We start from the raw sequence: 26,317 nt of genomic DNA, 5'->3' as shown, positions 1-26,317 counted from the left end.
GGACTACACGAAGGCAGCGATGCCGGTAATAGCGCGGCCGGTCACCAGAGTATTGATTTCGTGGGTGCCTTCATAGGAGTAGATGGCCTCAGCGTCAGCGAAGATCTTTGCCATTTCGTAGTCAACGACAATACCGTTCCCACCGAGAATCGCACGCCCATGCGCGACACTTTCGCGCATCCTCGCGGTGGTGAAGGCCTTGGCCAAGGCAGACTGCTCATCCTTGGCTGCCCCGGCATCTTCAAGCTGAGCAAGCCGGACCATCATGCCCATGGAGCTGACAGTATTACCGAGGATCTGAACAAGCTTGTCCTGGATGAGCTGGAAGGAAGCCAGCGGCCGACCGAACTGCTGACGTTCAACGGCGTAACGACGTGCGACGTCGAACGCCGCCATCTGCTGGCCCACGGCCTGCCAAGCCACCGCCAGGCGGGTAACCTTCAGCACCTTATTGGTGTCCTTGAAACTATTGGCTCCCTTGAGATGGAAATCGTCGCTGACGATTACATTGTCGAGAACTATGTCCGCGTTCTCCACGGACCGAAGGGAAATCTTGTTCTCGATCTTCGTAGCTGAGTAGCCTTCGAGAGTGGTATCTACAAGGAAACCCTTGACCTGGTTATCCGCGAGATCCCGTGCGTAAATAACCACCCAGTCAGAGAAGGTGGCGTTTCCGATCCATCGCTTTTCCCCGTTCAGGATCCAGTTGTCTCCATCGCGCTGAGCCGTCGTCCGGGTGCCGCCTGCAACATCCGATCCGCCGAGCGGTTCCGTGAGGCCAAATGCGCCGATCTTCTTGAGCGAGTAGATATCAGGCAACCAGGCCGCCTTCTGCTCTTGTGAAGCCAGCGCCTCGATGGATCCTGTGAACAGGCCGTCATGGACACCCATGAACGTAGCGATGGACGTATCAGCCCTGGTGAACTCCGCATGCACCAGGCCCGCGAACAAGCTTGAGTGGCCCTGCCTATGAACCGGGCTCATGATGTCGATCTCAGCGAGTTTAGGAATGATGGAACGGGGGAAGACTCCCTGGTTCCATGCCTCGGCTGCAATCGGCTTGACCTCGGCCTTCAACCACGCCCGGATTTCATGGAGGCGGTTACGCTCGGCCTCAGACAGAAGCTCCTCGAAAGCGTAGAAGTCGCCGTCGCCATACGGCAGGTTGTCGGGATCGATAACAGGTTTGGCCATGACGTAGTCCTTCGTTGCCGCGTGCACAATGATGTCGAGGGTCGGTTCACCGACCTAGAAGCATGTTACCAATGAGTAACTTACGGATACAATCCACAACACGAAAACCCCGGTCCGAACGACATATTCGTCCGGACCGGGGTTGACCGTAGGGCTACTCGGACTTGAACCGAGGACCTTAGGATTATGAGTCCCGCGCTCTAACCAGCTGAGCTATAGCCCCGTGGAGCATTACTGTTCAGGCAACTCAAACATACTAGTGGACGCTCCTGCCGCCATGGCAACCGGAACCTATACCGTTTCCGACGACCGCGACTCCCCGTAATAGAGAGCCTCGAACGTCTTGAGTGTCTTTTCGTGACTGTGCCGGTCCACCATGCGCCGGCTGGCCCGACCCATGGCGTGGAGCTGATCTTCCGGAAGGGAAAGGATGCGCGTCATCTTTTCCGCGAGATCAGCACTGTCATTCGGTGTGAAAAGGAAGCCATTGACCCCGCCATCAACCAGGTGCGGCAGCGCCATCGCGTCAGCGAGAACAACCGGAGTCGAGGCCGACATGGCTTCCAGAGTGACCAGCGACTGTAGTTCCGCTGTTCCCGGCATGACGAACAACGATGCCCGAAGATAAGCCCTTCGGAGTTCGTCATCGTCCACCAGACCAAGGAATGTCACTCGGTCACCGAGATCAAGCCTAACCACCTGGGCTTCGAGGCTGGAACGAACCTCACCACCGCCAACCACTTCCAGACAAACATCAAGATCGGGAGCAACCCGGGCCAACGCATCAATCAGCACATTGATGTTTTTCTCCTCCGCCAACCTTCCCGCAAACAGCACTATCGGCCGGGGAGGAGGCTGAACAACCTCACCGGGCAGCAGCTCATAGACGCTGGCATCAATGCCGTTGGAGAGCGGGAGAACCTTTGTCAGGAATGCGTGCTCGTGCATGGCTTTTGCGGCCAGGGGTGTGGGCGTGGTGACAACATCGGCTCGACTCATCACCTTGCCCATGTCACGCCAAGAATTCCGCGCGATAATGTCCTTGAACCACTGGGGGAAGGGCAGGAACGGATTCATATTCTCAGGCATGAAATGGTTCGTTGCCACAACACGGATACCACGACGCACCGCCTCGTACAGCACTTGCTCACCAATCATATAATGGCTCTGGACATGAACGACGTCCGGTTGCACGCGATCAAACAGCATCCGAATGTGAGCCTTGATTTCCCACGGCAGACAGATGCGGAAGTACTCGTGCGTAAAGACTCCTCGGGATCGAAGCCGATGAACCGTACCTTCCTCCCGAGGCTCCGTGAAGGGACCACCAGCGCCTCCTCGGGGAGCCACCACATGAACATCGTGGCCGCGTGCGCTCATGCCGCGGGCCAGGCGATAGCCGAACTGGGCAGCACCATTGATATTGGGATAATAGGTATCAGCAGCAATGAGAATGGTCAGAGGTTTGCGTCCGGCCGGTTCCGTCACAGGGCGTTCTTCCAGTTAGGCGTTGGGGAAGCGGCTACTGCCGCCGTCGTTCATTCCGTCGCTGCAGAACATCAGGATGATGTCTGGATAACGCGATGACTCCAACAATAGCAACGATAGCAGCGGCCCCCATGGCCACCGCCGTCACGGGCTGTACCTCCGGCTGAAGTTCTCCCAGAACCGCCATTCCGACGGCGATTCCCACGATCGGATCGATGACTGTCAGACCGGCTATCACCAGATCCGGAGGTCCCGAAGAATAGGCGCTCTGCACGAACCACGACCCCAGTGCCGCAGCTGCCGCAATGGCGAAGACCGAATAGATGGGGACGTTCAGGAGGAACCTGCCATTGGGGTCAAGCAGATGCGTCGCAATGATCTTCGTCAACACCGCGACGAATCCAAACAACACGCCAGCGCCGAAGATGTAGCCGAAGGCACCCAGACGGAACCTAAACGACAGGGCAAGAGTACCGAAGAGCGCAACAGCGCAGCCAACAAGAAGCACCGTGGTGACTTCCTCGGAACCACTCACGCTCGCATTGCTCCGCGTCACATTCACAGCGAGGACCACGAACGTCGCACTGCCAGCCACGCAGGCAGTGATCGCCACGACCGTGATCCGATTCAGCCGTAACCCCAGCTCCCGGGAGTTGACCACCGTCGTGATGACCAGAGCGATGGCCCCGATAGGTTGAACCACCGTCAAAGACGCCGTTGCCAAAGCGACGATATTCAGCGCCATTCCCACCCCAAGCAGCAATAAACCCAATACCCAGCGCGGATTACGTAGCAGGCGCAAGAACCCGGAAGAGGTCAGTGCAAGCCCGCCACTTGAGGCTCGGACCGCGCTCCCCTGCCGCTGTGCACCAAAGGCCAAGAACACTGCACCAAGGAGCGCACAGCCAATAGCCAACCACACCATCAAGCGGACGTTTCCTCAGGAGGCGACATCAACTTCAGTTGACGATGCTTTAGCGTCACCTTGCGCAGGTAGTCAACAAACGCCAAGAGGTGGCCCGCGCAACCCAGAGCAAGAATCACGGTTGCCGCAGTCAACAGCGCGTCGTTATCGAAGCCAGGTACCCGATGCAACAGCAGCAACGGAGTGCCCAGTAGCAACAGAGCCGTACGAACCTTCCCAATTTTGCTCACGGGAAGGTCCGGACTTCCATGGAACAGGAGTAACCCGTACGAAACCAGAATCACGTCCGGAATGACGATGATGTATACAAGCCAGTTGGGTGCAATCCCCTGAACGACAAACGTCGCCGCAACCACGATCAGGGCGAGCCTGTCGGCCACGGGGTCTAACCACCGCCCAACCACCGACACCTGGTTCAGGAACCGGGCGACATACCCGTCTACCCAGTCCGTCGCGCCCAAGATTACAAGCGCGATGACGGCCCGACCATAATGTTCCTGATCCACCAACCAGACGAATACCGGAACAAGCAGGAATCGCACCACCGTGATCAGGTTGGGAACGGTCCAGAACACCGTGAGCAATCTTGGCTCAACGCCTGGTCGTTGCCCGGCGCCAAACACTCTCATCTATGCCGCCTCCCCTCGGATAACTCCCCTCCTGCCATACCCGTGCAGCCGCCCTCGTTAGACGGCGGAATTTCGCCTCACTTCTGAAGCAGCTTCCGAGCCATGACCACCATGGCACCAACAGAGATAGCCAGTACCATAAGCGGCTTCCAACGAAGAGATGAACCCTCTTCCGACGCCGACCGATGGGCGCCACTTCCCGATGCCGTGAAATGGGCTTTGAGGTTACCAACGGATGACTCCGCGCTACGCTTCAACTCAGCTTTGCGGGCTTTGGGGTCCAGCTCTCGGCCAAGCCCATCCCGTACGGCGGCAATATGTTCACGCCGCTCACGGGTGCGCGACTTCAACTCACCAAAGGATGGAGCAGGCGAAGAGGGCTTGCCGTCTTTATCCTTCTTTTTGTCTTTCTTCTTATCCTTCTCTGGCTTTTCGCGGTCAAGCGTGGACTCATCAAAGCTCTTGCCGTCCTTCAAAACGCCGATGTCGTGGCGCACGCCGCGAATGGCGTCTTCGGGCATCAATGGAAGCGCCTTCTTGAGTTTGGACAATCCAATCAGCGCCGAGATCACCAGGATGATGAGAAAGAGACCGCCGACGGCAAGCGCGGCCAGCCACGTGTCCATGACGTTGGACAGCCCGGCGATGGCCGAGACTATCAAGGCCACGGCAAGAAATCCCAGGAAAACCAACGCAACTACAAAGAAGGCAACGGCAACACCTGCCTGGATGCCCTTTTGCTTCATCTGCGTCATCGCCAATGAAACTTCATCAGTGACTTGACGTGGTGTCAGCCTGATCATGACCTTGAACAGTCCCAATAGTGACGTCCGTTTGGTCTCTCGGTTACCGCGTGTTCTAGTCGAGGTGCTCATGTACCCCGCCTCCGTCCGGTCTCTTTAGTGGTGGTCGATGATGGGCGGCCATCGTCTTAGTACCTAAAATTACCATTCCTCCGCAGGCATGGAACCTTTCGGCGCACACTCGAGGGCTACCCGTTCCTCCCGGGAGACCGCCCGATCCTTATGGGACCAGCCCAGCGAGCGCTTCCCCTGCTGCGGTGCCGCTGGCCAGCGCCCCTTGTATGGAAGCCTCCCTGCTGTCCCCAGCCATAATGACACCAGGCATCGTGCTGACCAGGGGTTGGTGCCCGGGCCTGATGGCTGGTAGCGCGTCAGAGATGTCATGACGAACCAATAGCCGCCAGTCAGGATTGTGCACCGCCAGGATGTCTGCTGTCTGGGCCAGGGCCATAGCGTCATCCACGCCGTGTTCACCAACGGCCGTGGCTTGCACCAGGTGACTGCCAGCCGGGGCATAGGACGGGCAGACGTTGGAGACCACCGACGCGTGGACGAGCCGGGAACCATCGCGCACGTCCACATGCAGAAAAGGCGAATCGCTGGGACGCCGTGACGTGGCGAACCACCACGTTGTCAGGGAGTGCATGGCGGGCTCAACTTGCCCAGTCAGCCGGGCACTGGCCCGAGGACCAGCAGCGAGCACCACCCGATCGGCAGCTAGCCGATCCCCCGAAGCACAGGACACGACCACCTTTCCATCCGCGCTCGTCAGTGAATCTACCGTCTGACCAAAATGGATCTGATCCACCACGGGTTCCGCCAACTGATGCGCAATGGCCGACATCCCTTGCGACGGCAGCGATGGGGTTCCCTTCACGAAGTACCAGCCAAGCCGCCGGGCGAAAGGTGCAGAGACAGACAGCTCCGTTTCCCCCACCACCCCGGAGAAGAAACGCTCAATGACCTTGCGCAAAGGACTCGAAAAACCAGCATCTTCGATGGTCTCGCGCAGCGTTCGTGATTTGTCGCCGGCGAGACGATACCAACGCACGACGGCGCTAAGATCGCTCAATTCTAAAGTGCCACCCAATAGTCCCCGGCCCAGCAGAGGGTGCCGGGAGGGATCGGCCAGCACATTGACGCCGCCGTCGCGTCGCACTGCGACGCCGCGCCCCCATGCATGCAGGTCCAAGACACCGAGGTTCAGAGCCCGCTGGGCATCAGGGTAGCCGGGGTTCAGGAGTTGAAAACCACGATCGCAGCGGAACCCGTCAATCATCTCGGTGTCCACGCGTCCCCCGACCCGTGTGGATGCCTCTAGGACCGTGACGTCGTGCCCCTGCTTGGCGGCCAACCCGGCTGCGCGCAGCCCTGCCAGCCCCGCACCGATGACGAGTACTTCCATGGTGTTTCCCTTCCTCCGCGGTGCGCCCTAGAGTGCGTTGTGCTTTCTCAAGGGATATTCGTTTTAGTGCTGATCGTTGGTGGTGCAGAACTGATTGAGTTCGTCGATCAGATCTGAGATTGATCCGAGGTCCACCGCCCCACTGCCCCCTGCGCGCTCGTCTGCCGCCGGTAGAAGAGCGTCGTACGCCCGCCTTCCAGCATCCCGGTTGCCGGTGTCGATGGCAGCAACGCCGATGAGGAACCACGATACTTCCAGCATCAGATCCTGGGGTGGGTCTGGAACCGTGTCGAGAGCTTTCATGGCATCCTCGGAGCGCCAGTTCGGGTAGCCCCATCCTGAAGCCGGGCATCTCTTCTCCTTCAAGGGGTGTGGAGCCACCGGTGAAGGTCCACCGAAACCAACCGGTGAAGACAGACGCGAGGGGCGGGAGAAACGTACGGCAAGTACGTCGATACGGTCGGCCTCCTCTGAGGCTGCGCCAATGTCGTCGAGGGCGCAGAACGCCTGCATCCTGATCAGACGCCCCTCAATTTCGAAAGTCGGCAGCTCCGCTCCCACGGCTATGGCAGTGATCTCTGCACCGATCCTTTCTCTTGAACTTGCTTGCCCTGTCGTCCCAAACGTTTGAAGATAGCGTGCGCTGAGCGCGAAGCACAGGAGCGAGGCGTCGCTCAGGCGCCGGGCGATTCTTTCTGCTGCGACGGCCTCAGCGAGTCGGTTGACGGTACCCCGGGATTCCATGGCTATGGTGGCCAGAAGCCGTGCCCGCAACCGATCCGAGGCCTCAGGTGGAAGTGTGGAGACAGTCCGTAAGGCTGCTTCGACGATCAACACTGACTGGGCCGGATCATCTGATCGAGTCCAGCTACCGGGTACCTCGAACCCGCCGATGACGCGCGCGGCCAGTTCTGAGTCACCAAACTGTTCGGCAGCGGTAATGGCGGAGATTCGTTGTTCGGCCGCGAACTGCACCGAGCCCGATACCGCCAGTAGAGGCAAGAGAAGCGTCACGCTTTCGAACTGGGAACGCGCCCCAGTTCGGGCAGTGGCGTTAGCGGTTCGCACCAGGATCGACTGGCCGTCTTCGTTGATGTCAAGCGAAGGATCATGACGCCTGATGGCGCCCTCGAGCTCCGTCAGCCTAATACTTGGCTCCAGTTCGAGATGATGGAACAACGTGGAGCGGGCTTGAGATAGGACGGCGAGGGCGTCTCCCTGGCGTGCGGACCGGTAGAGAGTGAGTGCGAGCAACCGCCAGCTTTCCTCTCGCCAAGGATGGACGCCAACTTGAGTATCGAGTAGCACGATTGCGCCCCCCGGCCGTCCTAGTCCAAGCCGGGTTTCGGCCAAGTCCTCGACTGCGCCCGCACGGAGTTCAGCTATCCATGCCCTTTCATTTTTGGCCCATGGGCGCGCGCTGAACTCCTCGAAGGCTTGCCCACGCCACTCCTCCAACGCGGCAGTCAACAGCGATTCGCGCGTTTCCGGGTTCACCGCTCCTTCTGCCGCACGAATTCCTTGCTCGGCCCGACTGAGATCGACTGTGATCGATGCGGGTTTGAGTACATAACCGTCGCCTGTCGTGACAAGAATTGCCGAGGACGAGCGGGGACGACGCTCCGGTTCAAGAATTCTTCGAATTTCACCGATAAAGGTGCGGATGGCACCGATCGCGCCGGCAGGAGCGTCCTCCCACAACTCTTCGATAAGTCGGCCTGTGGACACCGTTCTGCCGTGGGTGGCTATCAGTATCCCGAGGATCTCACGGTGTTGTGCTTTGGCGAGAGGCAGCTGACTGCCAGCGTGCTCCACGCTGATCGGACCGAGGACGCGGATTCCAAGCTTGCTCACCTGCTCATTCTAGTTCGTGGGCCTGATGGGCTGATTGGGAGCTGATCCGCGTGTGGGATCGTCGCTTTGAATCAGTGCCGGTATTTCTAGCGCATCATGAAGTCGCAGTTTTTGTATGCGACGAGAAGGAGAGAATTATGGATCTGCAGCTCCGCGGCAAAAAAGCATTCATCAGCGGTTCGAGCCAGGGAATCGGTTATGCCATTGCGAAAGCGTTGGCTAAAGAGGGTGTGGATGTGGCAATCAACGGGCGTGATGCGGTGAAGTTGTCCGCGGCTGTCGAGTCGCTGCGAGAGAAAGTGCCTGGAGCATCCGTTGCTGGCTTGGTCGCCGATTTCGCTGACCCCGATCAGGTGGCCCAACTTTGTGCCGAACTTGCCGACGTCGACATGCTCATCAACAACGTTGGACTCTTCGAGCTGAAATCGTTCGATCTCATTTCTGATGAAGACTGGTGGTCGTACTTCGAAGTGAATGTGCTCAGCGGAGTACGACTCGCCAGACATGTGATCCCGACCTTATTGGAGCGGGGCTGGGGCCGAGTAGTTTTCGTGAGCAGTGAATCCGGGGTCAACATCCCAGCCGAAATGATCCACTACGGCACCTCAAAGGCGGCGATGCTAGCGGTTGGAAATGGCTTGGCGAAGCTCACCCGAGGCACCGGCGTCACCGTAAACTCGGTGATTGGAGGCCCCACGTACTCCGATGGTGTTGCCCAAACTGTTGGGGAGCTCGCTCATCAATCAGCCGCATCAGTAGCGGACATGAAAAAAGCTATCATCGCTACGAATCAAACCTCGCTACTTGAACGATTCATCGAGCCAAGCGAAATCGCGAACATGGTGGCGTTCTTGGCAAGCCCGGTAGCGTCCGCGACAAATGGATCAGCGGTGCGCGTTGACGGCGGAGTCCTGACACATATGTTCTAGCCATATTTCGAGCTTAGCTAGTTCCTTTTCCCCTCAGCTCCAAGGAGACTGGCAGTATGTCCTCAACATCCCATGCAGCGTCAGTAGCAGGCAGCGCCTCGGAGCCTCACCGAAGTTTCGGGGTGCGCCTGGATCCCGGTCGTGCGGCAGCAGACGCAAATAATATGGAGTTTCTGCACGATCTTTATGAGACTGCCCAAGGTTGCAGAGCGGATATCACGGCACTGCTTGAGCTTGCTCGGAAACTCGGGCACAGACTGCCCTTTCCCCAGCATGGGAATGTCGTGCAGCTTTGGCAAGCGCTAGCCACTCTAGGCGCCGCTGATCTCACTGCTGCGCGGATCATCGAACCGCATTTGGATGCCCTGGCTATTCTCGATCAGGCCGACCAAAACGAATTATGGCCGGAAGACTCAACGTGGGGAGTCTTTGCAGCCCACGGTCCTGGAGAACAGCTGACGGCCACGCCCCAGGGAGGAGGCTGGCGGCTGAACGGCCCCAAACCGTGGTGTTCTCTAGCGGAGGACCTCAGCCATGCTCTTGTGAGCGCGTGGACCGAGGACGGCATGCAATTGTTCGCGATTGATTTGCACCACCCTGGTGTTTCCACCAGCGGGCGCCCTTGGACCGCACTTGGCTTACCAGAGGTGCCAAGTCGGGGGTTGGTGTTAATTGATGTTCCAGCTGTAGTAGTGGGTGGCCCAGGATGGTATATCCAGAGGCCAGGATTCGCCTGGGGCGGTGTGGGCATTGCAGCCATTTGGCATGGTGCGTCGACATCTCTGGCCAGGCGCTTTCATCGACATTGTCTTTCCCGTGAACCGGATCAAATCGCGTTGTGGCACCTAGGCAGTGTCGATCAGGCACTCTGGTCCTCACGGACGGCGATTCAGGCCGCGGCAGCCGCGGCCGACTCTGCCACGGAGGGCACTCCCAGTGCCGAAGCGCCAGCGCTTATGGCCGCACGGGTCCGGGCTACGGTCGTCGCAGCTTCAGAGTCCGTCCTCTCACTCACATCTCACGGCATGGGTCCCGAACCGTTGGCGTTCGAACCCGAACATGCCCAGCGCGTGGCGGATCTGCAGCTCTACCTCCGTCAAGACCATGCCGAGCGTTCCCTCGCTGTGCACGGCAAGGCGGTTCTCGACGCAGCTTCCGCGGTCGGCGTCGGGATTGCGCCATGGTAACTTTCACTCACGATCAGGAAACAACGGCCGAAGCGGATTGGCTGAAGAGTCCTCGCATATCCGGCATGCTCGCTCTGGATATCGATTGGACCTCTGTGGAAAAGCTTATAGTGGTCGCCGCGCATCCAGACGATGAGACACTCGGTGCCGCGGGGCTCCTGCAACGGGCCACCAGCCACAATGTGGCCATTGACGTGATCGTGGCTACTTTGGGAGAGAACTCGCACCCCTTTTCTCCCACCCATACTCCGAAGCAGCTTGCTGTACGACGCGCCGTCGAGTTTGAGGACGCGGTGACCGTGCTCGCTCCGCTGGCACACCACAGGGTGCTTGACCTACCCGACGGTCAGCTCGCCGAACACTTCAGCCAACTCGAGCATGAGCTCACAGCTGCCGCTGGGGTGGGTGGCACGTCCACTGTCATCGTGGCGCCCTGGTCCGCGGATGGCCACACCGACCACGACGCCGTCGGTGCTGCGGCAGCCAAAGCGGCAGCAGCGACAGGCAGCGTACTGTTGGAATATCCCATCTGGTGGTGGCATTGGGGCTCCCCCACAGACGATCGCATGGCTTGGCCAGCGCTGCGGAAGTTAGAACTGAGGGAAAACGAGCAAACTCTAAAGGCCGTGGCGATCTCCAAACACACTACTCAGATGAGCCCGCTTTCTGACGCCGTCGGGGACGAAACCCTCTTGTCCTCTGCATTGATATCGCATTTTGAGCGCAGCTTTGAAACGTTCATCGACATGGCCGGGTACTTCACGCAGGCCGGGACTGATACCCCCGACTGGATCTGCACCCAGTTCGACGCCGTTCACCTCGACGGTGCCGAACCGTGGGATCCCGAGTCCTGGTATGAGCGGCGCAAGCGTGCGTTATTGCTGGGCGCACTACCCCGTGACCGATATCGCGCAGCCTTGGAACTTGGCTGCTCTACTGGCGCACTGACAGCCGAGCTAGCCCCCCGGTGCGAACAGATCTCCGGAGTCGATGCGAGTGCCGAAGCTGTCGCCACGGCCACCAAACGGCTAGCCGACGTCTCCAATGCTGGCGTATCTCTCTCCACGCTGGGGAGAGACTGGCCGCAGGGACGCTTTGACTTATATGTGCTCTCCGAAACTGGGTACTACCTCACGGCTGCAGGGCTGGAGGAGGTAGTGGCACGAATGGTTACCTCAGCATTGCCGGACGCATTTCTGGTGGCCTGTCACTGGCGACATCCCATTGACGGGTGGCCACTGGGAGGCGACGACGTCCACCGGCTGCTCCGTGCAAACGAACGGCTGACGTTGCGGGGAGCCTACGCTGAAGAGGACTTTCTGCTCGAGGTATTCCAGGTGCAGGAGAGCCTGTGAGCATGACTATAGAAGAGATCGCCATAGTCGTTCCGTCAAGAAACGAAGCTCGGTTGTTACCGCGCGCACTTGTGGCTCTCGAAGAATCAATGCGTTGGCTGGCACTGAAGTTTCCCGACGTCCGGGTCTCGCTCACAGTGGTTTTGGACAGCTCCACTGACACATCGGCAAGTATTTTGGCAGACCATCCCAACACGCGAGTGAAAAGTATCGGCGTCGGCAGGGTTGGCGCAGCACGGAATACCGGGATCACAGCAGCGATGTCGACATCCCGTTTTCCACCTTCACGGCTGTGGATCGCCAATACCGATGCCGACAGCGCCGTCCCGCCGCACTGGTTAGAACGCCAATATGCTCTGGCCGTTGCCGGATCGGACGTGGTGGTCGGTACGGTTGAACCTTTTCGCGTGGATCTCTCTGAGCCTCGGCTGGCTCACTGGCACGCCCAGCACCAACTGCGCGAAGGCCACTCATATGTTCATGGCGCCAATCTGGGATTCCGCGCGGACGTTTTTACGTCCTTGGGAGGCTTTGCCGACATAGGACTCCATGAGGACCGTGCTTTCGTGACAGAGGCCCACGCGTGTGAGTACTCAATTGTGGCCACTGATTCTTGCCGCGTCCGTACCGCCGGTCGCTTGCAGGGGCGGGTCGAAGGTGGTTTCGCTGGGTTTCTGGCAAAGTTAGACATTTCCGGCGACCCCGATACCCAAGCGCTCCGCGCAGACCGTGAACAGCATGCAGGGTCGAAGACGCACACGGCAGGGAGTCGTCTGCCGCGCAGTTAGGAGCGGAAGAGCCCGCTGTAGGCATTGAGGGCGAGCTGGCCGCCCAGATGTGCGTAGAGCACATTGCTGCTTGCAGGGATCTCCCGGGTTTTCACCAGGTCAATAAGCCCCGCAAGGGACTTTCCTTCATAGACAGGATCCGTGATCATCGCCTCGAGAGAAGCACCGAGGCGGATTGCATCAAGGGCGGAATCCACGGGGATCCCATAGAGGTCACCGGCCCAGCCTTCCAGGACGTTGATTTCGTCGTCGCGGATATCCCGGCCCAGCCTGATCAGCTCCGCGGTGTTTCGGGCAATGCGTGCGACCTGGTCGCGGGTCTGCTGCAGGGTTGCAGAGGCATCAATGCCAATGACGAGGCGAGGCTTGTCCTGGCCGGCGAATCCCGCAATCATGCCGGCGTGCGTCGAACCAGTAACCGTGCAGACAACGATGGTGTCGAAAAAGATGCCGAGTTCGCGTTCCTGCTGTTCCACTTCATAGGCCCAGTTCGCGAATCCCAACCCGCCGAGCCGGTCATCTGACCCACCGGCGGGAATCGCGTAGGATATGCCACCGGCGACTTTGACCTCCTCGATGGCGTTCTCCCAGCTGCTGCGAATGCCGATGTCGAATCCGGCGCTGTCCAGCCGAACGTCGGCTCCCATGATGCGGGAGAGCTGAATGTTCCCTACCCGGTCAGAAAGTGGGTCCGGCCAGTCGACCCAGTTTTCCTGGACCAGACGGGCCTTCAGACCCAGCTTCGCAGCTACTGCTGCGACCTGGCGTGTGTGGTTGGACTGGTATCCACCAATGGACACGAGCGTGTCTGCTCCCTGCGCGAGAGCGTCCGGGACGAAGTACTCCAGTTTGCGGGTCTTATTTCCCCCGAACGCGAGCCCGCTGTTGACGTCTTCGCGCTTGGCCCAGATCTGCGCCGCTCCAAGGTGTCCACAAAAGGTCACTTCTCCGGGACAACGTCTTTGGATCGATACGGGACGCAATCGTTGACGGCACGTTCGAGCCCGGTGAACGTCTCAAAGACACCGACTTAGAGTTGTGGTTGGGAGTCAGCCGGACCCCCATCCGGGAGGCGTTGCTGCGATTGGAACGTGCCGGTCTGGTGATCGCCGTGCCAGGGAAAACCACCATCGTTGCCCCCTATGACCTAGCTTCCACCGTTAACGCCCAACAGGTTGTGGCCGCAATTCATGAACTAGCGGCACGGCTAGCCGTTCCCTTGATCACGGAAGATTCAATCTCTAGGATGGTGACGTCGAATATTCGGTTCGAAAAGGCCCTCGAACAACTCGATATTGAAGCAGCGCTGAGCTCCGATGACGAGTCCCATTCTGTCTTCGTCGCCGTCTGTGGCAATCAGGTGATCCACGAAGTTCTAGAGCAGACGACGCCCGTGATCCGACGGGTTGAACGGATGCGGTTCGCATCCTTTGCCGGCAGAGACTCAGTCTCTCAGCACGCGCAGATCATCAAGCACACCCGGCGCGGCGATGTTGAGGCCGCTGCTATAGCCTGCCGTGAGAACTGGCTTTCTCTGCGCTTTACGCTCGGCCAGTAACGTAGTACGTGGACTCAGTGGCTCTCGAGGGCCACAAGCCGTCGTTGTCTCGTGGGCTGTGCGGTCAGTTGTCGTCGAGCAATGCGGCCGCGTACATCGGTCGCGCGGCGTCGGCGGTTGGCGGGTGGAACAGCCCTGCCGTGGCATCCCGGAACAGGCGACTGAGCTCCTCCCCGTTGTTGAATCCGCTTCCACTCGCACACATCAGGGCAGTCTCGGCCGCCCGCCGCGCGACGTTCGACGCGTTAATGCGTGCGCTGACCAGCCGCAACGGCCAGCCCGCCCCGTGATCGACAAGGTCGTCGAAGTCACGACTGTAAGCATCCAACTGCGCCGGCACCGCCATGTACTCCATGAGCGCATCCGCCAGGCGTGCCCGGAACTCCGGCACTTCGGCGTAGGTCGTGCCGCTCTTGGCCGACTTCCGGCTCTTCAGCCCTTGGGCGCCCAAGTCAAGCGCACGGCGTGCGACCCCGGCGTACACCGCACCGATAAGCAATTGGAAGTTGCTCGTGATCGCGAACGTCAACAAATCGGGGTGGCGCCCGGTCGGAATCTTTCGGGCGACCCTCTCGGGCCGCATTCGCGCATTCTTCAGAGTCGTTGCCCGACTCTGCGACGCGCGCATCCCGAGCACGTCCCACCGGTCCGACGTCGTGATGCCCTCAGCGCTCCGCTCAACAAACCCGTACACGAGCCTCGGGTCCTTGGCATCGGTGCTGTCCAACCCGTGGGTGATCAGACGTGTCCACACCGGCGACAACGATGTAAAAGTCTTGACCCCGGTCAGCTGATAACCGCCGTCCGCCAGCGGCTCAGCAACCGTGTTGGAGCCCTGCAGAACCCAGTCGTTGGCAGGCTCACTGACTCCAAAGGCGAAGATCTCTCCAGCCATCGCCTCGTCGAACACGTATGTCAGCGACCGGTCGCCCCGCTCGAACATTGCACGCACGACGCCGACGCATATCTGGTGCATATTCACTGCCAGCGCCGTCGCGGGCGCCGCCGTGGCCAGACGTTGCTGTAGTCGGGAGACCTCGGTGAGGGTCAGGCCCGCGCCGCCGAACTCCTCCGGCACGAACACGGTGAGATACTCCCGCTCGGTGAGCTCGCCAAGATCCTCGTGAAAGAAGCGGTTCTCCCGGTCGTAGACGTCGGCACGTTCACGGAAGCGTTCCAGCAGATCCTCAGGCAGGTACTTCTCGGCCAACTCTGCGTGTCGCGTTTCTTGGTCTGGCATAAATGCTCCTTCGTTATCCATTCCCACGGGTGATCAGGACCGCGCCATTGTGCCCGCCGAACCCGAAGGAGTTCGACAACACGGCGCTGACGGGCTGCTGACGGGCCTCGCCTGTCACAATATCCCAGCCGTCGAACTCGGGGTCGTCGAGGTTGCACGTGGGTGGCAGCAACCCGTCGCGTAGCGTCTGCACGGCGATGACCGCCTCCACTACTCCCGACGCACCGAGCAAATGCCCCATGCTGGACTTGGTGGCACTGATCGGGATGCCGCGGGCACGGTCGCCGAGCGCGGCTTCCAACGCGTTCAATTCGGCGGCGTCACCGGTTGGGGTCCCAGTGCCGTGGGCGTTGATGTGGTCGACGGCATCCGCTGTGACGCCCGCGTCGGCGAGGCAGTCGCGCACGGCCTGTGCTGCTCCCCGGCCCTGCGGATGCGGAGCGGTCGCGTGATAAGCGTCGCTGGCTGCCCCGAACCCGGCCAGCTCGGCCAGTGCGACAGCTCCGCGGGCGCGGGCGCCATCCGCCGATTCGAGCAGGACGGCGGCTGACCCGGCCGACATCACAAAGCCGGATCGCGCCCGGTCGAACGGCCGGGAGGCTGCGGCCGGGGTTTGCTCGTATCCGTGTGCAAGTGCGCGCATATTCGCGTTTGACGCGAGATTCACCGGGTTCAGGCAGTCCTCACTACCGACCACCAGGACGGCGTCGGCGTAGCCGTGGCGGATGCGGCGGGTCGCCTCGCCGAGAGCGATCGCCCCGCTCGCGCATGTCGCCGACACGCCCTGAGTGGGGCCGAACGCCTGGTAACGCTGGCTGAGCACAGCGGCGGCCGCGTCTATCGCTCCGTAGATCGCGAGCGTCATCGGCACCGCCCGCGGACCCCGCTGGTCCAGAGCACGGGTGGCACGCTGCATGGCATCGACCGGTCCCGATACGGTAGCGGCGATTATCGCGAACCGTTGCGGGTCCCATGGCATGTCGCCTGCTGCGGGTGTCCAGCCAGCCTGTGCCACTGCCTGGTCGGCGGCCGCGACAGTCCAGTGCTGGCTGCGGCTGAGTCGTCGGGCGAGGCTTGGCTCCAGAAGAGTGGATGCGTCGAACCCTTGCACCTGTCCGCCGATTCGAACGGCCAGGTTCGCGAACTCGGGGTCGTCGAGCGTCGTGATGGGGCTGCGTCCGTGGATGACGGAATCCCACATCGTCTTTACGTCCAAGCCGCTCGGGGTGATCGCCCCGAGCCCCGTGATAACAACGCGGCGGCGGTCGCTCACAGCCGCACCGCCTCTCCCCGCGCGATAAGCTCAGCGACGGCGGGGCGGCGGATTTTGCCGCCGACGGTGCGAGGCAGTCGCTGTGCCCGATACCACTGACGCGGCACAAATTGGGGGGCCAGCTTCTGACGTGCGCGGGCCAGCAGCTCGCCCTTACTTGGCGGATTTCCCTCGATGATGAGTGCCACGACGGTGCCGAGCCGATCGTGGGAAAGCGCTACTGCGCAGACTGCGCCGAGGCGCGGCATCCCCTCGAACGCGCGCTCCACGACCGGCAGCGCAACCTTATGCCCGCCGGTCACGGCGATGTCTCCAGCGCGACCCGCCAACACCAGCGCACCGTCAACCAGCCGACCCTGATCGTGCACGGTCGCCCAACCATCCGCGCCCTTCAGCACCGAGTCCGTCGTTCCCGGTAGGTATTCCTCGGAGCATGCAGAAGCCTGGACCCACAACGTGCCCAGCTCACCGTCGACCACCTCGGCGCCATGGTCGTTTCGGATGCTCACGCCGATGCCCTCGTAGACGCTGATGCGGGTGCCATCGCCGCCGCGGCTGTCACCGATGAACCCGATCTCGGCCGCCCCGTAATAACTGATCAGCCGCACCTGCGGTAGCACTTCGGCGAGACCGGTGCGAAGGATCGAGGGAAGGTTTGCTCCGCCGGTGACAACCAGCTCTAGCGTCTTGAGGCAGTCCGGGTTGCGGCGGGCGACATCCACCAGTGTTTGGACAATGGCGGGTACAGCCACAACTCGGGTGATCTTCTCATCGCGGATACGGTGGCCCAGTGCGAGCGGATCAAACACGTCCGCCACGTGCGCGCTGCCGCCGGAGGCGAGGCACTCGATGAGCGCGTAGAGGGTGAGACTGTAGGACACCGGCCCGGGCGCGAGCGTGGCGGCACCGGTCCTCGGCTCCAGGTGCGCGCTGGAGACCGCAAAATTCTCGCGGTACTGATGCCGCGTCTTCAGGAACGCTTTAGGGTTGCTCGTTGTACCCGATGAAAACAGCAGGAGGAACGGCTCCTCATCATCGCGCACCATCGGGCCGACCGCCGGAGCGGCAGATGCCTCTTTCTGCATGAATTCGGCGAGAGTGATGATTGTGCCCGTCCACCCACTCACCGTGAGGGCATCCGCAAGGTCGGTCGGGTCACTGATGACCACGCCGATTCCCGTGGCGAGGATGACCCCGATCCGGTGCTCCAGTGGCCACTGTGGGTCGACGGTCGCCGACACGGCTCTGAACCCCGCGAGCCCCGCGATGACGCGCGACGTGTGAAACGCCGACGCGATGCTCACCGCCGTGATCGGGATGCCGGCGGTTTCGGCGGTCGGTGCCGGCGGCGTGGCCTGTGCCCGGTGCAGGGCATCCACGACGGCGAACATCCGCCGAGAATTCTCGACGACCTGCGCATACGTCAGCTGGCCGTCGTCCCCGACTATCGCGGGCTGGTCGGGATGGTGTTCGGCCATGTCCAGCACGGTCCGCGTGATCGGCACCCGCGGCCCCCTCCTGTAGATCGAGAATCCATTAAATTCGTGTTTTCACGCCGGAATCCATTTTAGTGGCTTCCCGGTTCGAAGGGAATTGGGACCGTGCCGTTGATCGCAGAGGTCTCTAACACTAAAAGGTCCCGCACTCAGAACGAGTACGGGACCTTCGATAATGTGCTCCCCCGACTGGACTCGAACCAGTAACCCTTCGATTAACAGTCGAATGCTCTGCCAATTGAGCTACGGGGGAAAGCGGCAGACACAACTCTACAAGGCTTCTGAGTGGAAGTTAAATCGTGGCCTACGCGGGCTAGGAAAGCTCACTCCTCAACTCACGACGCTCCATTTCCAACCGCATCAGGTCCCTGTTCAGCTCCTGAATACGAGCAGGATCAGCGGCCGCATCCAGCCGCTGCAGCTCCCCTAGTTTCTCTGCCTTCTGATGCGTGATATCCAGCTCAAACAGGCGGTTGAGAATATCCCGGCAGTAGGCAACCATGGCGTCGGCATTCCGTGCCGGGATGGGCGAAACCGCAAGTTCGCTGACCAGAGGTCCAAGAACCTCGGGCACTTCCCGACGGATCTGCTCAACCCACCCGGCCGGAGTCGGGCCTGCCTCTCCGGCCGAGCGTACCGCCGCATGCACGGCTAAATAAGCAGGAACCGTAAATTTGGCCGCTGCGAACCTCTGCCACTGGGAATCATCTAGTAGCGCCGACTGCTGCACAACGACTTCCAGCGCCTCCTTTTCCAGCTTTGCTACACGGTCGTTCGGGTCCGGGCGGCTAAATCGCAGCTGATCTGCTGGGGTTTGCTCGGGCGGTGGCGTCTGACTGTTGGTCGCTGAAGCCTGCCGGGAATCCGGGTGCGTACCAGCTGATGCAGACAGACGCTTGGCCGCGGATCCAACAGCCCGCAGAACGTCCTCCACATCCATTCCCAACCACTTGGCCAGCTCCCGCGAATAGGCAGGGCGCATAGCGGCGTCCCGAATCTGCGCGACGACGGGAGCAGCCGCACGTAGTGCCTGGACTCGCCCCTCGACTGTCGTGAGATCAAAATTCTTCAACGACGCCTTGATGGCGAACTCAAAAAGGGGACGCCGAGAAGCGATGAGTTCCCCGACTGCGGAATCGCCCCGACTCTGACGCAGTTCGCAAGGGTCCGCGCCGCTGGGCTCTACCGCCACGTAGGTCTGAGCGACGAACTTCTGGTCTTCCTCGAACGCTCGCAGGGCTGCCTTCTGTCCTGCCGCATCGCCGTCGAACGTAAAGATGACTTCCCCGCCTGTGCCGTCGTCGGACAGCAACCGGCGCGCAATTTTCACGTGATCTGGGCCGAACGCTGTCCCGCAGGTAGCGACCGCCGTCGTGATTCCAGCCAGGTGACAGGCCATGACGTCCGTGTACCCCTCCACCACTACAAGCTGCCTCTTGCGGGCTATATCCCGCTTGGCGAGGTCAATCCCGTACAGCACCTGGGACTTGCTATACAGCAGGGTTTCGGGAGTATTGAGGTACTTGGGCCCCTGATCATCCTCGAACAGCCGGCGGGCACCAAACCCAATGGTGTCGCCGGTGATGCCGCGGATTGGCCAGACCAGCCTGCCCCTAAAGCGGTCGTAAATGCCTCTGGATCCCTCCGAAAACATTCCGGAACGTTTCAGCTCATCCTGTGTGAATCCGCGGTCGCTCAGATGCCGCAGGAGTCCATCCCAGCCTTTCGGCGCAAACCCAACTCCAAAATGCTCCGCAGCGTCACGGTCAAAGCCACGCTCCTGCAGAAACCGCTGAGCTTCCGCCGCGCCAGGCTCTTTCAGCTGGCTACGGAAGAACTCGGCAGCGATCTTGTGCGCATCCAACAGCCGCTGGCGTTTGCCGATGTCCTCCCGCTTTGGACCGGCGCCATCCTCGTAGTGGAGTTCGAACCCGATCCGACCCGCCAGCTTTTCCACGGCTTCAACAAAGCTGATGTGATCAAGCTTTTGCACAAACGAGATGACGTCTCCGCCCTCGCCGCAACCAAAGCAGTGATAATTCCCGATCTGGGGCCGCACATGGAAGGACGGCGAGCGCTCATCATGGAATGGGCACAGTCCCTTGAAGGACCCAACGCCAGCCGAGCGGAGGGTGACATAGCCGTCGACCACTTCCTTGATGTCCGTGCGTTCGCGGACTTCGTCGATGTCTTCGCGTTTGATCAACCCGGCCATGCTCAGTGTCCTGCAGCCCGGCGCAACGTAGCCTTCACAACAGGGTCCTGCGGCTACCAGCCAAACGTTCGTGCCAGCTGTTCGCGGAGGCATCCGTTAGCGAGGCAACCTGATCGATGACGACCCGCAGCCGTGCGTCATCGCTTTCGGCCGCGCGCCAGTCGCCCGCAAACATAGGCTCCAAATGGGAATCTCCGGTTGCGGCCAGGATCGCGACAAGTTCCGAGAGGATCTCACGCTGGCGTTCGTAGATGGGCTGCCTGTAGTCACTGGTCATGACGAAAGTGGTGGCCAGACCCTTCATAACCGCGATTTCGGTGTGTGTCTCCCGCGGAACAATGACTTCGGCAGCGTAGCGGGTTAGCGGATCCGTACCGTAGATGTCCCGTGTTGCTGCCATTGCGCTGAGGCAGAAACGCCCTATCAGCTGACTGGTCATGTCCTTTAGTGCCGCCATGGATTTGCGGCTGCCGTCTGCTTCCGGGACCCAGACGTCAGTTGCCTGAAGCCGGTCAAGTGCTGCCTCTACCTCGTCGGGATCACTCTGCGGCAGATACCACTGTCGGGTATAGCCGACTACGCGGGCCCGGTGGTCCCGGTTGTCCAGGTATTTCAGCTGAAGGTGGCCCGCGACGATCGCGTCTTCGACGTCGTGGACGGAGTAAGAGATATCGTCTGCAAGGTCCATGACTTGAGCCTCAATGCAGGATCGTCCCTCTGGTGCACCCTCGCGCAACCAGTTGAACACGGGGAGATCGTCCTCGTAGGCGCCAAATTTGGTGGTCCGCTGGCCGCCGATGACGGGAGCATCTGGAGCTGACCACGGGTACTTGCACGAAGCGTCGAGGCTGGCACGGGTCAGGTTCAGACCGGCGGGAGAGCCGTCGGGTGCCACCATTTTTGGTTCGAGCCTGGTCAGCAGTCGAAGGGTCTGAGCGTTGCCTTCGAACCCGCCGATGGCGTGCGCCACGGCGTGCAGTGCAGATTCCCCGTTGTGGCCGAACGGAGGATGCCCGAGATCGTGGGCAAGACAGGCTGCGTCCACAACATCCGGGTCACAACCCAGAGAGCGTCCGAGCTCCCTGCCTACCTGGGCGACCTCCAGGCTGTGGGTGAGCCGCGTCCGGACGAAATCGTCTGTGCTGGGCGATACCACTTGCGTCTTTGCGCCGAGCCTCCGAAGCGCAGAGGAATGAAGCACTCGCGCACGATCCCGCTCAAAGGAAGTTCTGAAGGTACTCTTTTGGGGTTCCTGCGCCCACCTGAGGCGATCCACCTCTGTGTAGCCGCTGGTCACGGGCGGTTCATCTGTGGGCATGTGCTCATCCACCTGATACGTCAAGTTCAGCAGCGGAAATTCCGGCCTTCTGCACGTCATTGAGACGACGTTCGTTCAACCAGCCTTCCGGCAGCGCCGTGCGCTTGGGGGTACCCGCCCGTCCACGCGGCCCTTCAGCATCCGCACCCGGGTACGGAGCGTCCGGGTCCAGTTCGTCCAGTAGTTCGCGGAGGACTTCAAGAGTTGGCACAGTAGCCAGTCTGGCACGAAGATCCCCGCCCACAACATAACCCTTGAAATACCAGGCCATATGCTTGCGGATGTCCCGAAGCGCCTTACCTTCGTCGCCGAAAGTGTCGATGAGTAACTGAGCGTGGCGGTAGACGCTCGCCGCTACCTCGCCCAGGCCGGGCCGGTGCCGCTCGCTGCTGCCCTCAAAGGCCGCCGCAAGGTCCCCGAAGAGCCACGGCCTGCCCTGACACCCACGACCGATGACGACGCCGTCGACACCGGTTTCATGTACCATCCGCATGGCATCTTCAGCACTCCAGATGTCCCCGTTGCCGAGGACCGGAATATCCGGCAAGGCCTCCCGCAGCCGGGCGATGGCGCTCCAGTCTGCCTTGCCGGAATAGAACTGTGAAGCCGTGCGCCCGTGCAGGGCGACGGCTGCGACTCCGCTGTCCCGTGCCATCCGCCCGGCCTCAAGGTAGGTCAGGTGATCGTCATCGATCCCCTTGCGCATTTTGATGGTCAATGGCACGTTACCTTTAGATGCCTCATTGACGGCTGTCTGCACGATCGCGGTGAAGAGGTCCGTCTTCCAGGGCAGAGCAGCACCGCCACCCTTGCGCGTCACCTTCGCAACAGGGCAACCAAAATTGAGATCTATATGATCTGTGCGGTCTTCCTCCACCAGCAACCGCACGGCTTGGCCCACCGTGACAGGATCCACGCCGTATAACTGCACCGACCGTACGCGCTCGTCCGCGTCATGAGAGATGATGCGCATGGATTCAGGGGTCCGTTCAACCAGCGCCCGGGACGTCACCATCTCAGACACGTAGAGGCCACCACCGTATTCTCGGCACAACCTCCGGAACGCGGTGTTGGTGATGCCTGCCATCGGGGCGAGGACCACCGGTGTATCAATGGTCAGCGGCCCGAGCTTCAGCGGGGGCAATTGAAGCTTGGCGGGCGCGTCCCACGACGACTCGGTGGAGGGGGCATGGTCTGCTGCGATGGTACTCACCGTTCTATTCTCGCAAATCTGCGCAAAAACGTTTACCCACTGTGGACGAAACGCTCCATCCGTGCGGGTCAGGACTATATAGTCGTGGGACCGGCGTCTCATGGCGCTCGGCAACGACGGAAGGACTGGCCTGTGACATGGAAACCCAGCCCCAACGACCGCGTGTATCGTGCCGTCGTTTACAGCGGAGTGCTGTTTCTCAAAGTGTTCCGTATGAAGGTGATCATCAGTGGCAGGGAAAACCTTCCCGCCCGTGAAGCGATGAACGGACCCTCACGTAAACCCGCACCGGGCAATGGTGCGGTGATCGCCATCACCCATTTCGGCTATCTGGATTTTGTCTTCGCGGAGTGGATGCTCTGGAAAGAACTCCGGGCACAAATGCGGTTTCTGGTGACCAAGCGCGCCGCTGCTCACTGGTTCACCGGGCCGATCGTCCACGCAACCGGTCACGTCATTGTGGACCGGAGCGCTGGCGCCGACGGTTACCGGGGAGCCCTGGAGAAACTGCGGCAGGGCGAGTACGTTGCCGTTCTGCCCGAGGCGGGGGTCAGCCGAAGCTACCGCGTCCGCGAGCTCAAAACGGGCGCCACCAGGCTAGCCGCCGAAGCCGGGGTACCTATCATTCCCGTCTCGATCTGGGGTGCCCACCGGATGCTCTCCCGCGGCCATGGCTTTTCCGCCCGCCGTGCGTGGCGTGCACCGGTGAGAGTCCATATCGGCAAACCCATCAGGCACGATCAGCAAGTTGCTGATATGGACGTCGTCGGTGAAACCAATCTTCTGCGCGCCGAGTTGCAGAACGGCATTGACCGCGGAATTGCAGACTTCCCACTCCAGCCTGAGCCCGGAGCGTGGTGGATGCCAGCTCACCTCGGAGGCGGCGCCATGACCGAAGAGGAGCGGATCAAAGCCGACGATGTAGACCGCGCCGAGGGTCGCCACCGTCGCGGGTAATGCCGCCTGCCCAACGGCCGATTCAGTCGCTGACGACGAGCGTCTCCAGTTCGTCCTGACGCGCTGATCCAGCAACCAGTAATGGCTCCACTATCCGGCACAGTGCTGTCATCGAGTCATCAAGTTCAAGCTGCACCGGGTACTCGTGAACCAGCATGGCCAACAGCGTTGCCAATGCGGCATCCTGTTCCGACTGTGGCAGCGCCGTGTTGCAGCCCACCAGGACATCTGCCGGGCCGTCTGTCCGGGTCTGTGTATAGCTGATGGCGAACGCCGCGATAGCACCGCCATCGGCCTTTGGCCTGTCCCGAAGAACGACGGCTCCGGAGGCTCCGGTGAGATCCGCCAGCAGGTACTGTTGCGCTTGCCCCAGGGTCATGTCCGCCGGGTCCCATGAGTGAACGGCGTTGTACCAATCGACGACAGCACGGGTCAGTTCCACCGAACCCGTAGCGGCCTCTTCAAGCTGTGGGCCTTTGGGGTCCTCGAAGGCAGGCGATGTCAGGGCGCCAGGCAGTACCGTGACAATCCGCGACCGTTGGATGGGCGACAGGTCAACCGCGGCCGCGAAGTCTGCACCGGATGTCTGCGGGTTGACCTTCGCCCGCAATGTAGTGACCCCCGACGGCGAGTTAGCGGCTTCGTGCCGCAACATGGTCAGCAGTGTGGATCCGACGCCGGAGCGGCGGTGATCTGCAGCGACCTCGATGTAGGTCCACAGCCGTTCGCTGTGCAGTTTTGCCTCAAAGACACAGCCGGCCGCCACAGGTACGCCGTCGTCCTCGGCCACAATGCAGCGAGACCAGGGATCTTCGGAGGCAGGCCGGAGGAGACTGCGGGCCTGCTCCGCCTGAGGGCCGTCCGGGGCGCCCCACATCTGCAGCAGTTCCAGGTCATCTCCCTCTCGCCACGGACGGTACTGCAGCGCCATCAGGCGCCCGCCAGACGTGCTGCGAGGTAACCTTCGACCTTATCCAGGGCGACGCGCTCCTGTGCCATGGTGTCGCGTTCACGAATCGTGACGGCCTGGTCATCGAGCGTTTCAAAGTCCACAGTGATGCAGAAGGGCGTGCCGATCTCGTCCTGTCGGCGGTACCGGCGACCAATGGCTCCGGCGTCGTCGAAATCAATGTTCCAGCGTTTGCGCAGGGCAGCTGACAGATCACGGGCCTTGGGCGAGAGATCCTCATTGCGGCTCAGCGGTAGGACAGCGGCCTTGACGGGTGCCAGGCGCGGGTCGAGGCGCAATACTGTTCGCTTGTCGACGCCGCCCTTAGAGTTGGGAGCCTCGTCCTCCGTGTAAGCATCGACCAGGAAAGCCATCATGGCACGGGTTAGCCCAAATGAGGGCTCGATCACGTAGGGAATGAAGCGTTCGCCGCTCTGCTGGTTGAAGTAGCTCAGCTCCGTGCCGGAATTCTTGGAGTGAACGCCCAGATCATAATCCGTGCGATTTGCCACGCCCATCAGCTCGCCCCACTCCGAACCCTGGAAATCGAAGCGGTACTCAATATCGATAGTGCCCGCCGAATAGAACGCGCGGTCCGCTGCGGGAACATCCAACCGACGCAGATTATCCGGATTGATGCCGAGGTCGGTGAACCAGTTCCAGCACTCTTCAACCCAGTGCCCAAACCACTCATCAGCGTCAGCAGGGGCTGTGAAGAACTCAATCTCCATCTGCTCGAACTCACGAGTGCGAAAAATGAAGTTTCCCGGCGTGATCTCGTTACGAAATGCTTTGCCGATCTGACCGATACCGAACGGCGGCTTCTTTCGGGATGTGTTCAGCACGTTGTTGAAATTCACGAAGATGCCCTGGGCGGTCTCGGGGCGCAGATAATTTAAGCCCTCCTCATTATCCACCGGGCCTAGGAAGGTTTTCAGGAGACCGGAAAAGTTCTGCGGCTCCGTCCACTGACCCTTCGTGCCGCAGTTGGGGCACGCGATGTCTGCCATGCCGTTCTCCGGGCTGCGGCCCTTCTTCTGCTCAAAAGTTTCAATTAGGTGATCCTGGCGGAGCCGGCGGTGGCAGGAGAGGCACTCAACGAGCGGGTCCGAGAAAGTAGCGACGTGTCCCGACGCTTCCCACACCTTGCGGGGAAGAATGACCGAGGAATCCAGACCGACCATGTCCTCGCGCCCACGGACGAAGTTCTGCCACCACTGCTGCTTGATGTTTTCCTTCAGCTCAACGCCCAGAGGACCGTAGTCCCATGCTGACCGGGAACCGCCGTAGATCTCACCAGCCTGGAAAACGAATCCCCGCCGCTTTGCCAGCGAGATAATCGGATCAAGTGCAGATGTTTTCTTGGCCACGTTTGCCATCCGTTTCTGTGCGTTTTGGGCCGCTGGGTGCGGTCCGATTGCCTGCTTGAGAGCCCGAGCAAAGCCATGCCTGTAGACGCTGTTACCCGGGGAAGATTCAACACTAGCGTACGGGCGGTTCGGACCGGCTCTCAGCGGCTGCAGGTTGCAACGGGCCGGGCA

Annotated in this window: 22 protein-coding genes and 2 tRNA genes; 6 read left to right on the top strand and 18 right to left on the bottom strand. The window is 60.9% G+C overall.

From position 1 onward, the window contains the following. Positions 1-3: 3 nt before the first annotated feature. The 8 genes from JOE65_RS06930 to JOE65_RS06895 form a co-directional block, all read right to left on the bottom strand. Positions 4-1,194 (bottom strand): acyl-CoA dehydrogenase family protein, encoded by a 1,191-nt coding sequence (locus JOE65_RS06930; protein ID WP_205162524.1) that lies wholly within the window; start codon positions 1,192-1,194, stop codon positions 4-6. Between the two features lie 149 nt (positions 1,195-1,343). Beyond that, a tRNA-Ile gene (locus JOE65_RS06925) sits at positions 1,344-1,417 on the bottom strand. 68 nt (positions 1,418-1,485) lie between these two features. After that, complete coding sequence (locus tag JOE65_RS06920) at positions 1,486-2,682, bottom strand: glycosyltransferase (RefSeq protein WP_205162523.1); 1,197 nt, start codon at positions 2,680-2,682, stop codon at positions 1,486-1,488. A gap of 34 nt (positions 2,683-2,716) precedes the next feature. Then, positions 2,717-3,607 carry a DMT family transporter gene (locus tag JOE65_RS06915; RefSeq protein WP_205162522.1) on the bottom strand — a complete coding sequence of 297 codons (891 nt, stop codon included), beginning with the start codon at positions 3,605-3,607 and terminating at the stop codon, positions 2,717-2,719. Next, complete coding sequence (locus tag JOE65_RS06910; RefSeq protein WP_205162521.1) at positions 3,607-4,236, bottom strand: CDP-alcohol phosphatidyltransferase family protein; 630 nt, start codon at positions 4,234-4,236, stop codon at positions 3,607-3,609. Before JOE65_RS06910 ends, JOE65_RS06915 begins: the two co-directional genes overlap by 1 nt. Positions 4,237-4,313: 77 nt before the next feature. Further along, positions 4,314-5,111: a phage holin family protein gene (locus tag JOE65_RS06905; protein WP_205162520.1), complete on the bottom strand. Its 798-nt coding sequence runs from the start codon at positions 5,109-5,111 to the stop codon at positions 4,314-4,316. Between the two features lie 148 nt (positions 5,112-5,259). Then, a complete protein-coding gene (locus tag JOE65_RS06900) occupies positions 5,260-6,444 on the bottom strand; it encodes an FAD-dependent oxidoreductase (protein ID WP_205162519.1) in 1,185 nt (394 codons plus the stop codon). A gap of 63 nt (positions 6,445-6,507) precedes the next feature. Beyond that, entirely contained in the window at positions 6,508-8,298 is a 1,791-nt protein-coding gene (locus JOE65_RS06895; RefSeq protein WP_338021570.1) for an AfsR/SARP family transcriptional regulator, read from the bottom strand. A gap of 137 nt (positions 8,299-8,435) precedes the next feature. Here JOE65_RS06895 and JOE65_RS06890 point away from each other — a divergent pair, with 137 nt between their 5' ends. The 4 genes from JOE65_RS06890 to JOE65_RS06875 are packed head-to-tail and all read left to right on the top strand — an operon-like array spanning position 8,436 to position 12,557. Further along, positions 8,436-9,227: an SDR family NAD(P)-dependent oxidoreductase gene (locus JOE65_RS06890; protein ID WP_205162518.1), complete on the top strand. Its 792-nt coding sequence runs from the start codon at positions 8,436-8,438 to the stop codon at positions 9,225-9,227. A gap of 56 nt (positions 9,228-9,283) precedes the next feature. Then, complete coding sequence (locus tag JOE65_RS06885; protein ID WP_205162517.1) at positions 9,284-10,414, top strand: acyl-CoA dehydrogenase family protein; 1,131 nt, start codon at positions 9,284-9,286, stop codon at positions 10,412-10,414. Further along, a complete protein-coding gene (locus tag JOE65_RS06880; RefSeq protein WP_205162516.1) occupies positions 10,408-11,769 on the top strand; it encodes a bifunctional PIG-L family deacetylase/class I SAM-dependent methyltransferase in 1,362 nt (453 codons plus the stop codon). Before JOE65_RS06885 ends, JOE65_RS06880 begins: the two co-directional genes overlap by 7 nt. Positions 11,770-11,771: 2 nt before the next feature. Then, on the top strand, positions 11,772-12,557 hold the full coding sequence (locus JOE65_RS06875) for a glycosyltransferase family 2 protein (RefSeq protein ID WP_205162515.1): 786 nt from the start codon (positions 11,772-11,774) through the stop codon (positions 12,555-12,557). On the opposite strand, the gene JOE65_RS06870 is transcribed toward JOE65_RS06875, so the two are convergent. After that, entirely contained in the window at positions 12,554-13,501 is a 948-nt protein-coding gene (locus JOE65_RS06870) for a 1-aminocyclopropane-1-carboxylate deaminase (protein ID WP_338021569.1), read from the bottom strand. The two genes, JOE65_RS06875 and JOE65_RS06870, sit on opposite strands and share 4 nt — an antisense overlap. 26 nt (positions 13,502-13,527) lie before the next feature. Here JOE65_RS06870 and JOE65_RS15115 point away from each other — a divergent pair, with 26 nt between their 5' ends. Then, complete coding sequence (locus JOE65_RS15115) at positions 13,528-14,115, top strand: GntR family transcriptional regulator (protein WP_205164066.1); 588 nt, start codon at positions 13,528-13,530, stop codon at positions 14,113-14,115. A gap of 64 nt (positions 14,116-14,179) precedes the next feature. Here JOE65_RS15115 and JOE65_RS06860 read toward each other — a convergent pair whose 3' ends face one another. The 7 genes from JOE65_RS06860 to dusB all read right to left on the bottom strand — a co-directional run bounded on the left by JOE65_RS06860 (position 14,180) and on the right by dusB (position 22,861). After that, positions 14,180-15,355, bottom strand: coding sequence for an acyl-CoA dehydrogenase family protein (locus JOE65_RS06860; protein ID WP_205162514.1), 1,176 nt, complete (start codon positions 15,353-15,355; stop codon positions 14,180-14,182). A gap of 13 nt (positions 15,356-15,368) precedes the next feature. After that, positions 15,369-16,628: a beta-ketoacyl-ACP synthase II gene (locus JOE65_RS06855; protein WP_205162513.1), complete on the bottom strand. Its 1,260-nt coding sequence runs from the start codon at positions 16,626-16,628 to the stop codon at positions 15,369-15,371. After that, positions 16,625-18,133 carry an AMP-binding protein gene (locus JOE65_RS06850; protein WP_205162512.1) on the bottom strand — a complete coding sequence of 503 codons (1,509 nt, stop codon included), beginning with the start codon at positions 18,131-18,133 and terminating at the stop codon, positions 16,625-16,627. Before JOE65_RS06850 ends, JOE65_RS06855 begins: the two co-directional genes overlap by 4 nt. Positions 18,134-18,304: 171 nt before the next feature. After that, a tRNA-Asn gene (locus JOE65_RS06845) sits at positions 18,305-18,377 on the bottom strand. 60 nt (positions 18,378-18,437) lie between these two features. Next, positions 18,438-20,339 (bottom strand): DNA primase, encoded by a 1,902-nt coding sequence (dnaG, locus tag JOE65_RS06840; protein ID WP_205162511.1) that lies wholly within the window; start codon positions 20,337-20,339, stop codon positions 18,438-18,440. A 34-nt stretch (positions 20,340-20,373) separates the two neighbouring features. Further along, a complete protein-coding gene (locus JOE65_RS06835) occupies positions 20,374-21,657 on the bottom strand; it encodes a deoxyguanosinetriphosphate triphosphohydrolase (protein ID WP_205162510.1) in 1,284 nt (427 codons plus the stop codon). A gap of 4 nt (positions 21,658-21,661) precedes the next feature. After that, on the bottom strand, positions 21,662-22,861 hold the full coding sequence (gene dusB, locus JOE65_RS06830; protein WP_338021677.1) for a tRNA dihydrouridine synthase DusB: 1,200 nt from the start codon (positions 22,859-22,861) through the stop codon (positions 21,662-21,664). Between the two features lie 141 nt (positions 22,862-23,002). Between dusB and JOE65_RS06825 the strand changes: the two genes are divergently transcribed. Then, the gene (locus JOE65_RS06825; RefSeq protein ID WP_205162508.1) at positions 23,003-23,827 is read left to right on the top strand and encodes a 1-acyl-sn-glycerol-3-phosphate acyltransferase; all 825 of its coding nucleotides are present in this window, start codon (positions 23,003-23,005) and stop codon (positions 23,825-23,827) included. A gap of 22 nt (positions 23,828-23,849) precedes the next feature. Here JOE65_RS06825 and JOE65_RS06820 read toward each other — a convergent pair whose 3' ends face one another. Together JOE65_RS06820 and JOE65_RS06815 are read right to left on the bottom strand one after the other, a co-directional pair. Next, entirely contained in the window at positions 23,850-24,758 is a 909-nt protein-coding gene (locus tag JOE65_RS06820; protein ID WP_205162507.1) for a GNAT family N-acetyltransferase, read from the bottom strand. After that, positions 24,758-26,155, bottom strand: coding sequence for a glycine--tRNA ligase (locus JOE65_RS06815; RefSeq protein ID WP_205162506.1), 1,398 nt, complete (start codon positions 26,153-26,155; stop codon positions 24,758-24,760). The genes JOE65_RS06820 and JOE65_RS06815 overlap by 1 nt, the downstream gene beginning before the upstream one ends. Positions 26,156-26,317: the final 162 nt, after the last annotated feature.

The sequence above is a fragment of the Arthrobacter roseus genome (assembly GCF_016907875.1).
GTDB lineage: Bacteria > Actinomycetota > Actinomycetes > Actinomycetales > Micrococcaceae > Arthrobacter_J > Arthrobacter_J roseus.
Note: the sequence above shows the minus strand (reverse complement) of the source record. Positions and strands in the feature narration are given on the sequence as shown.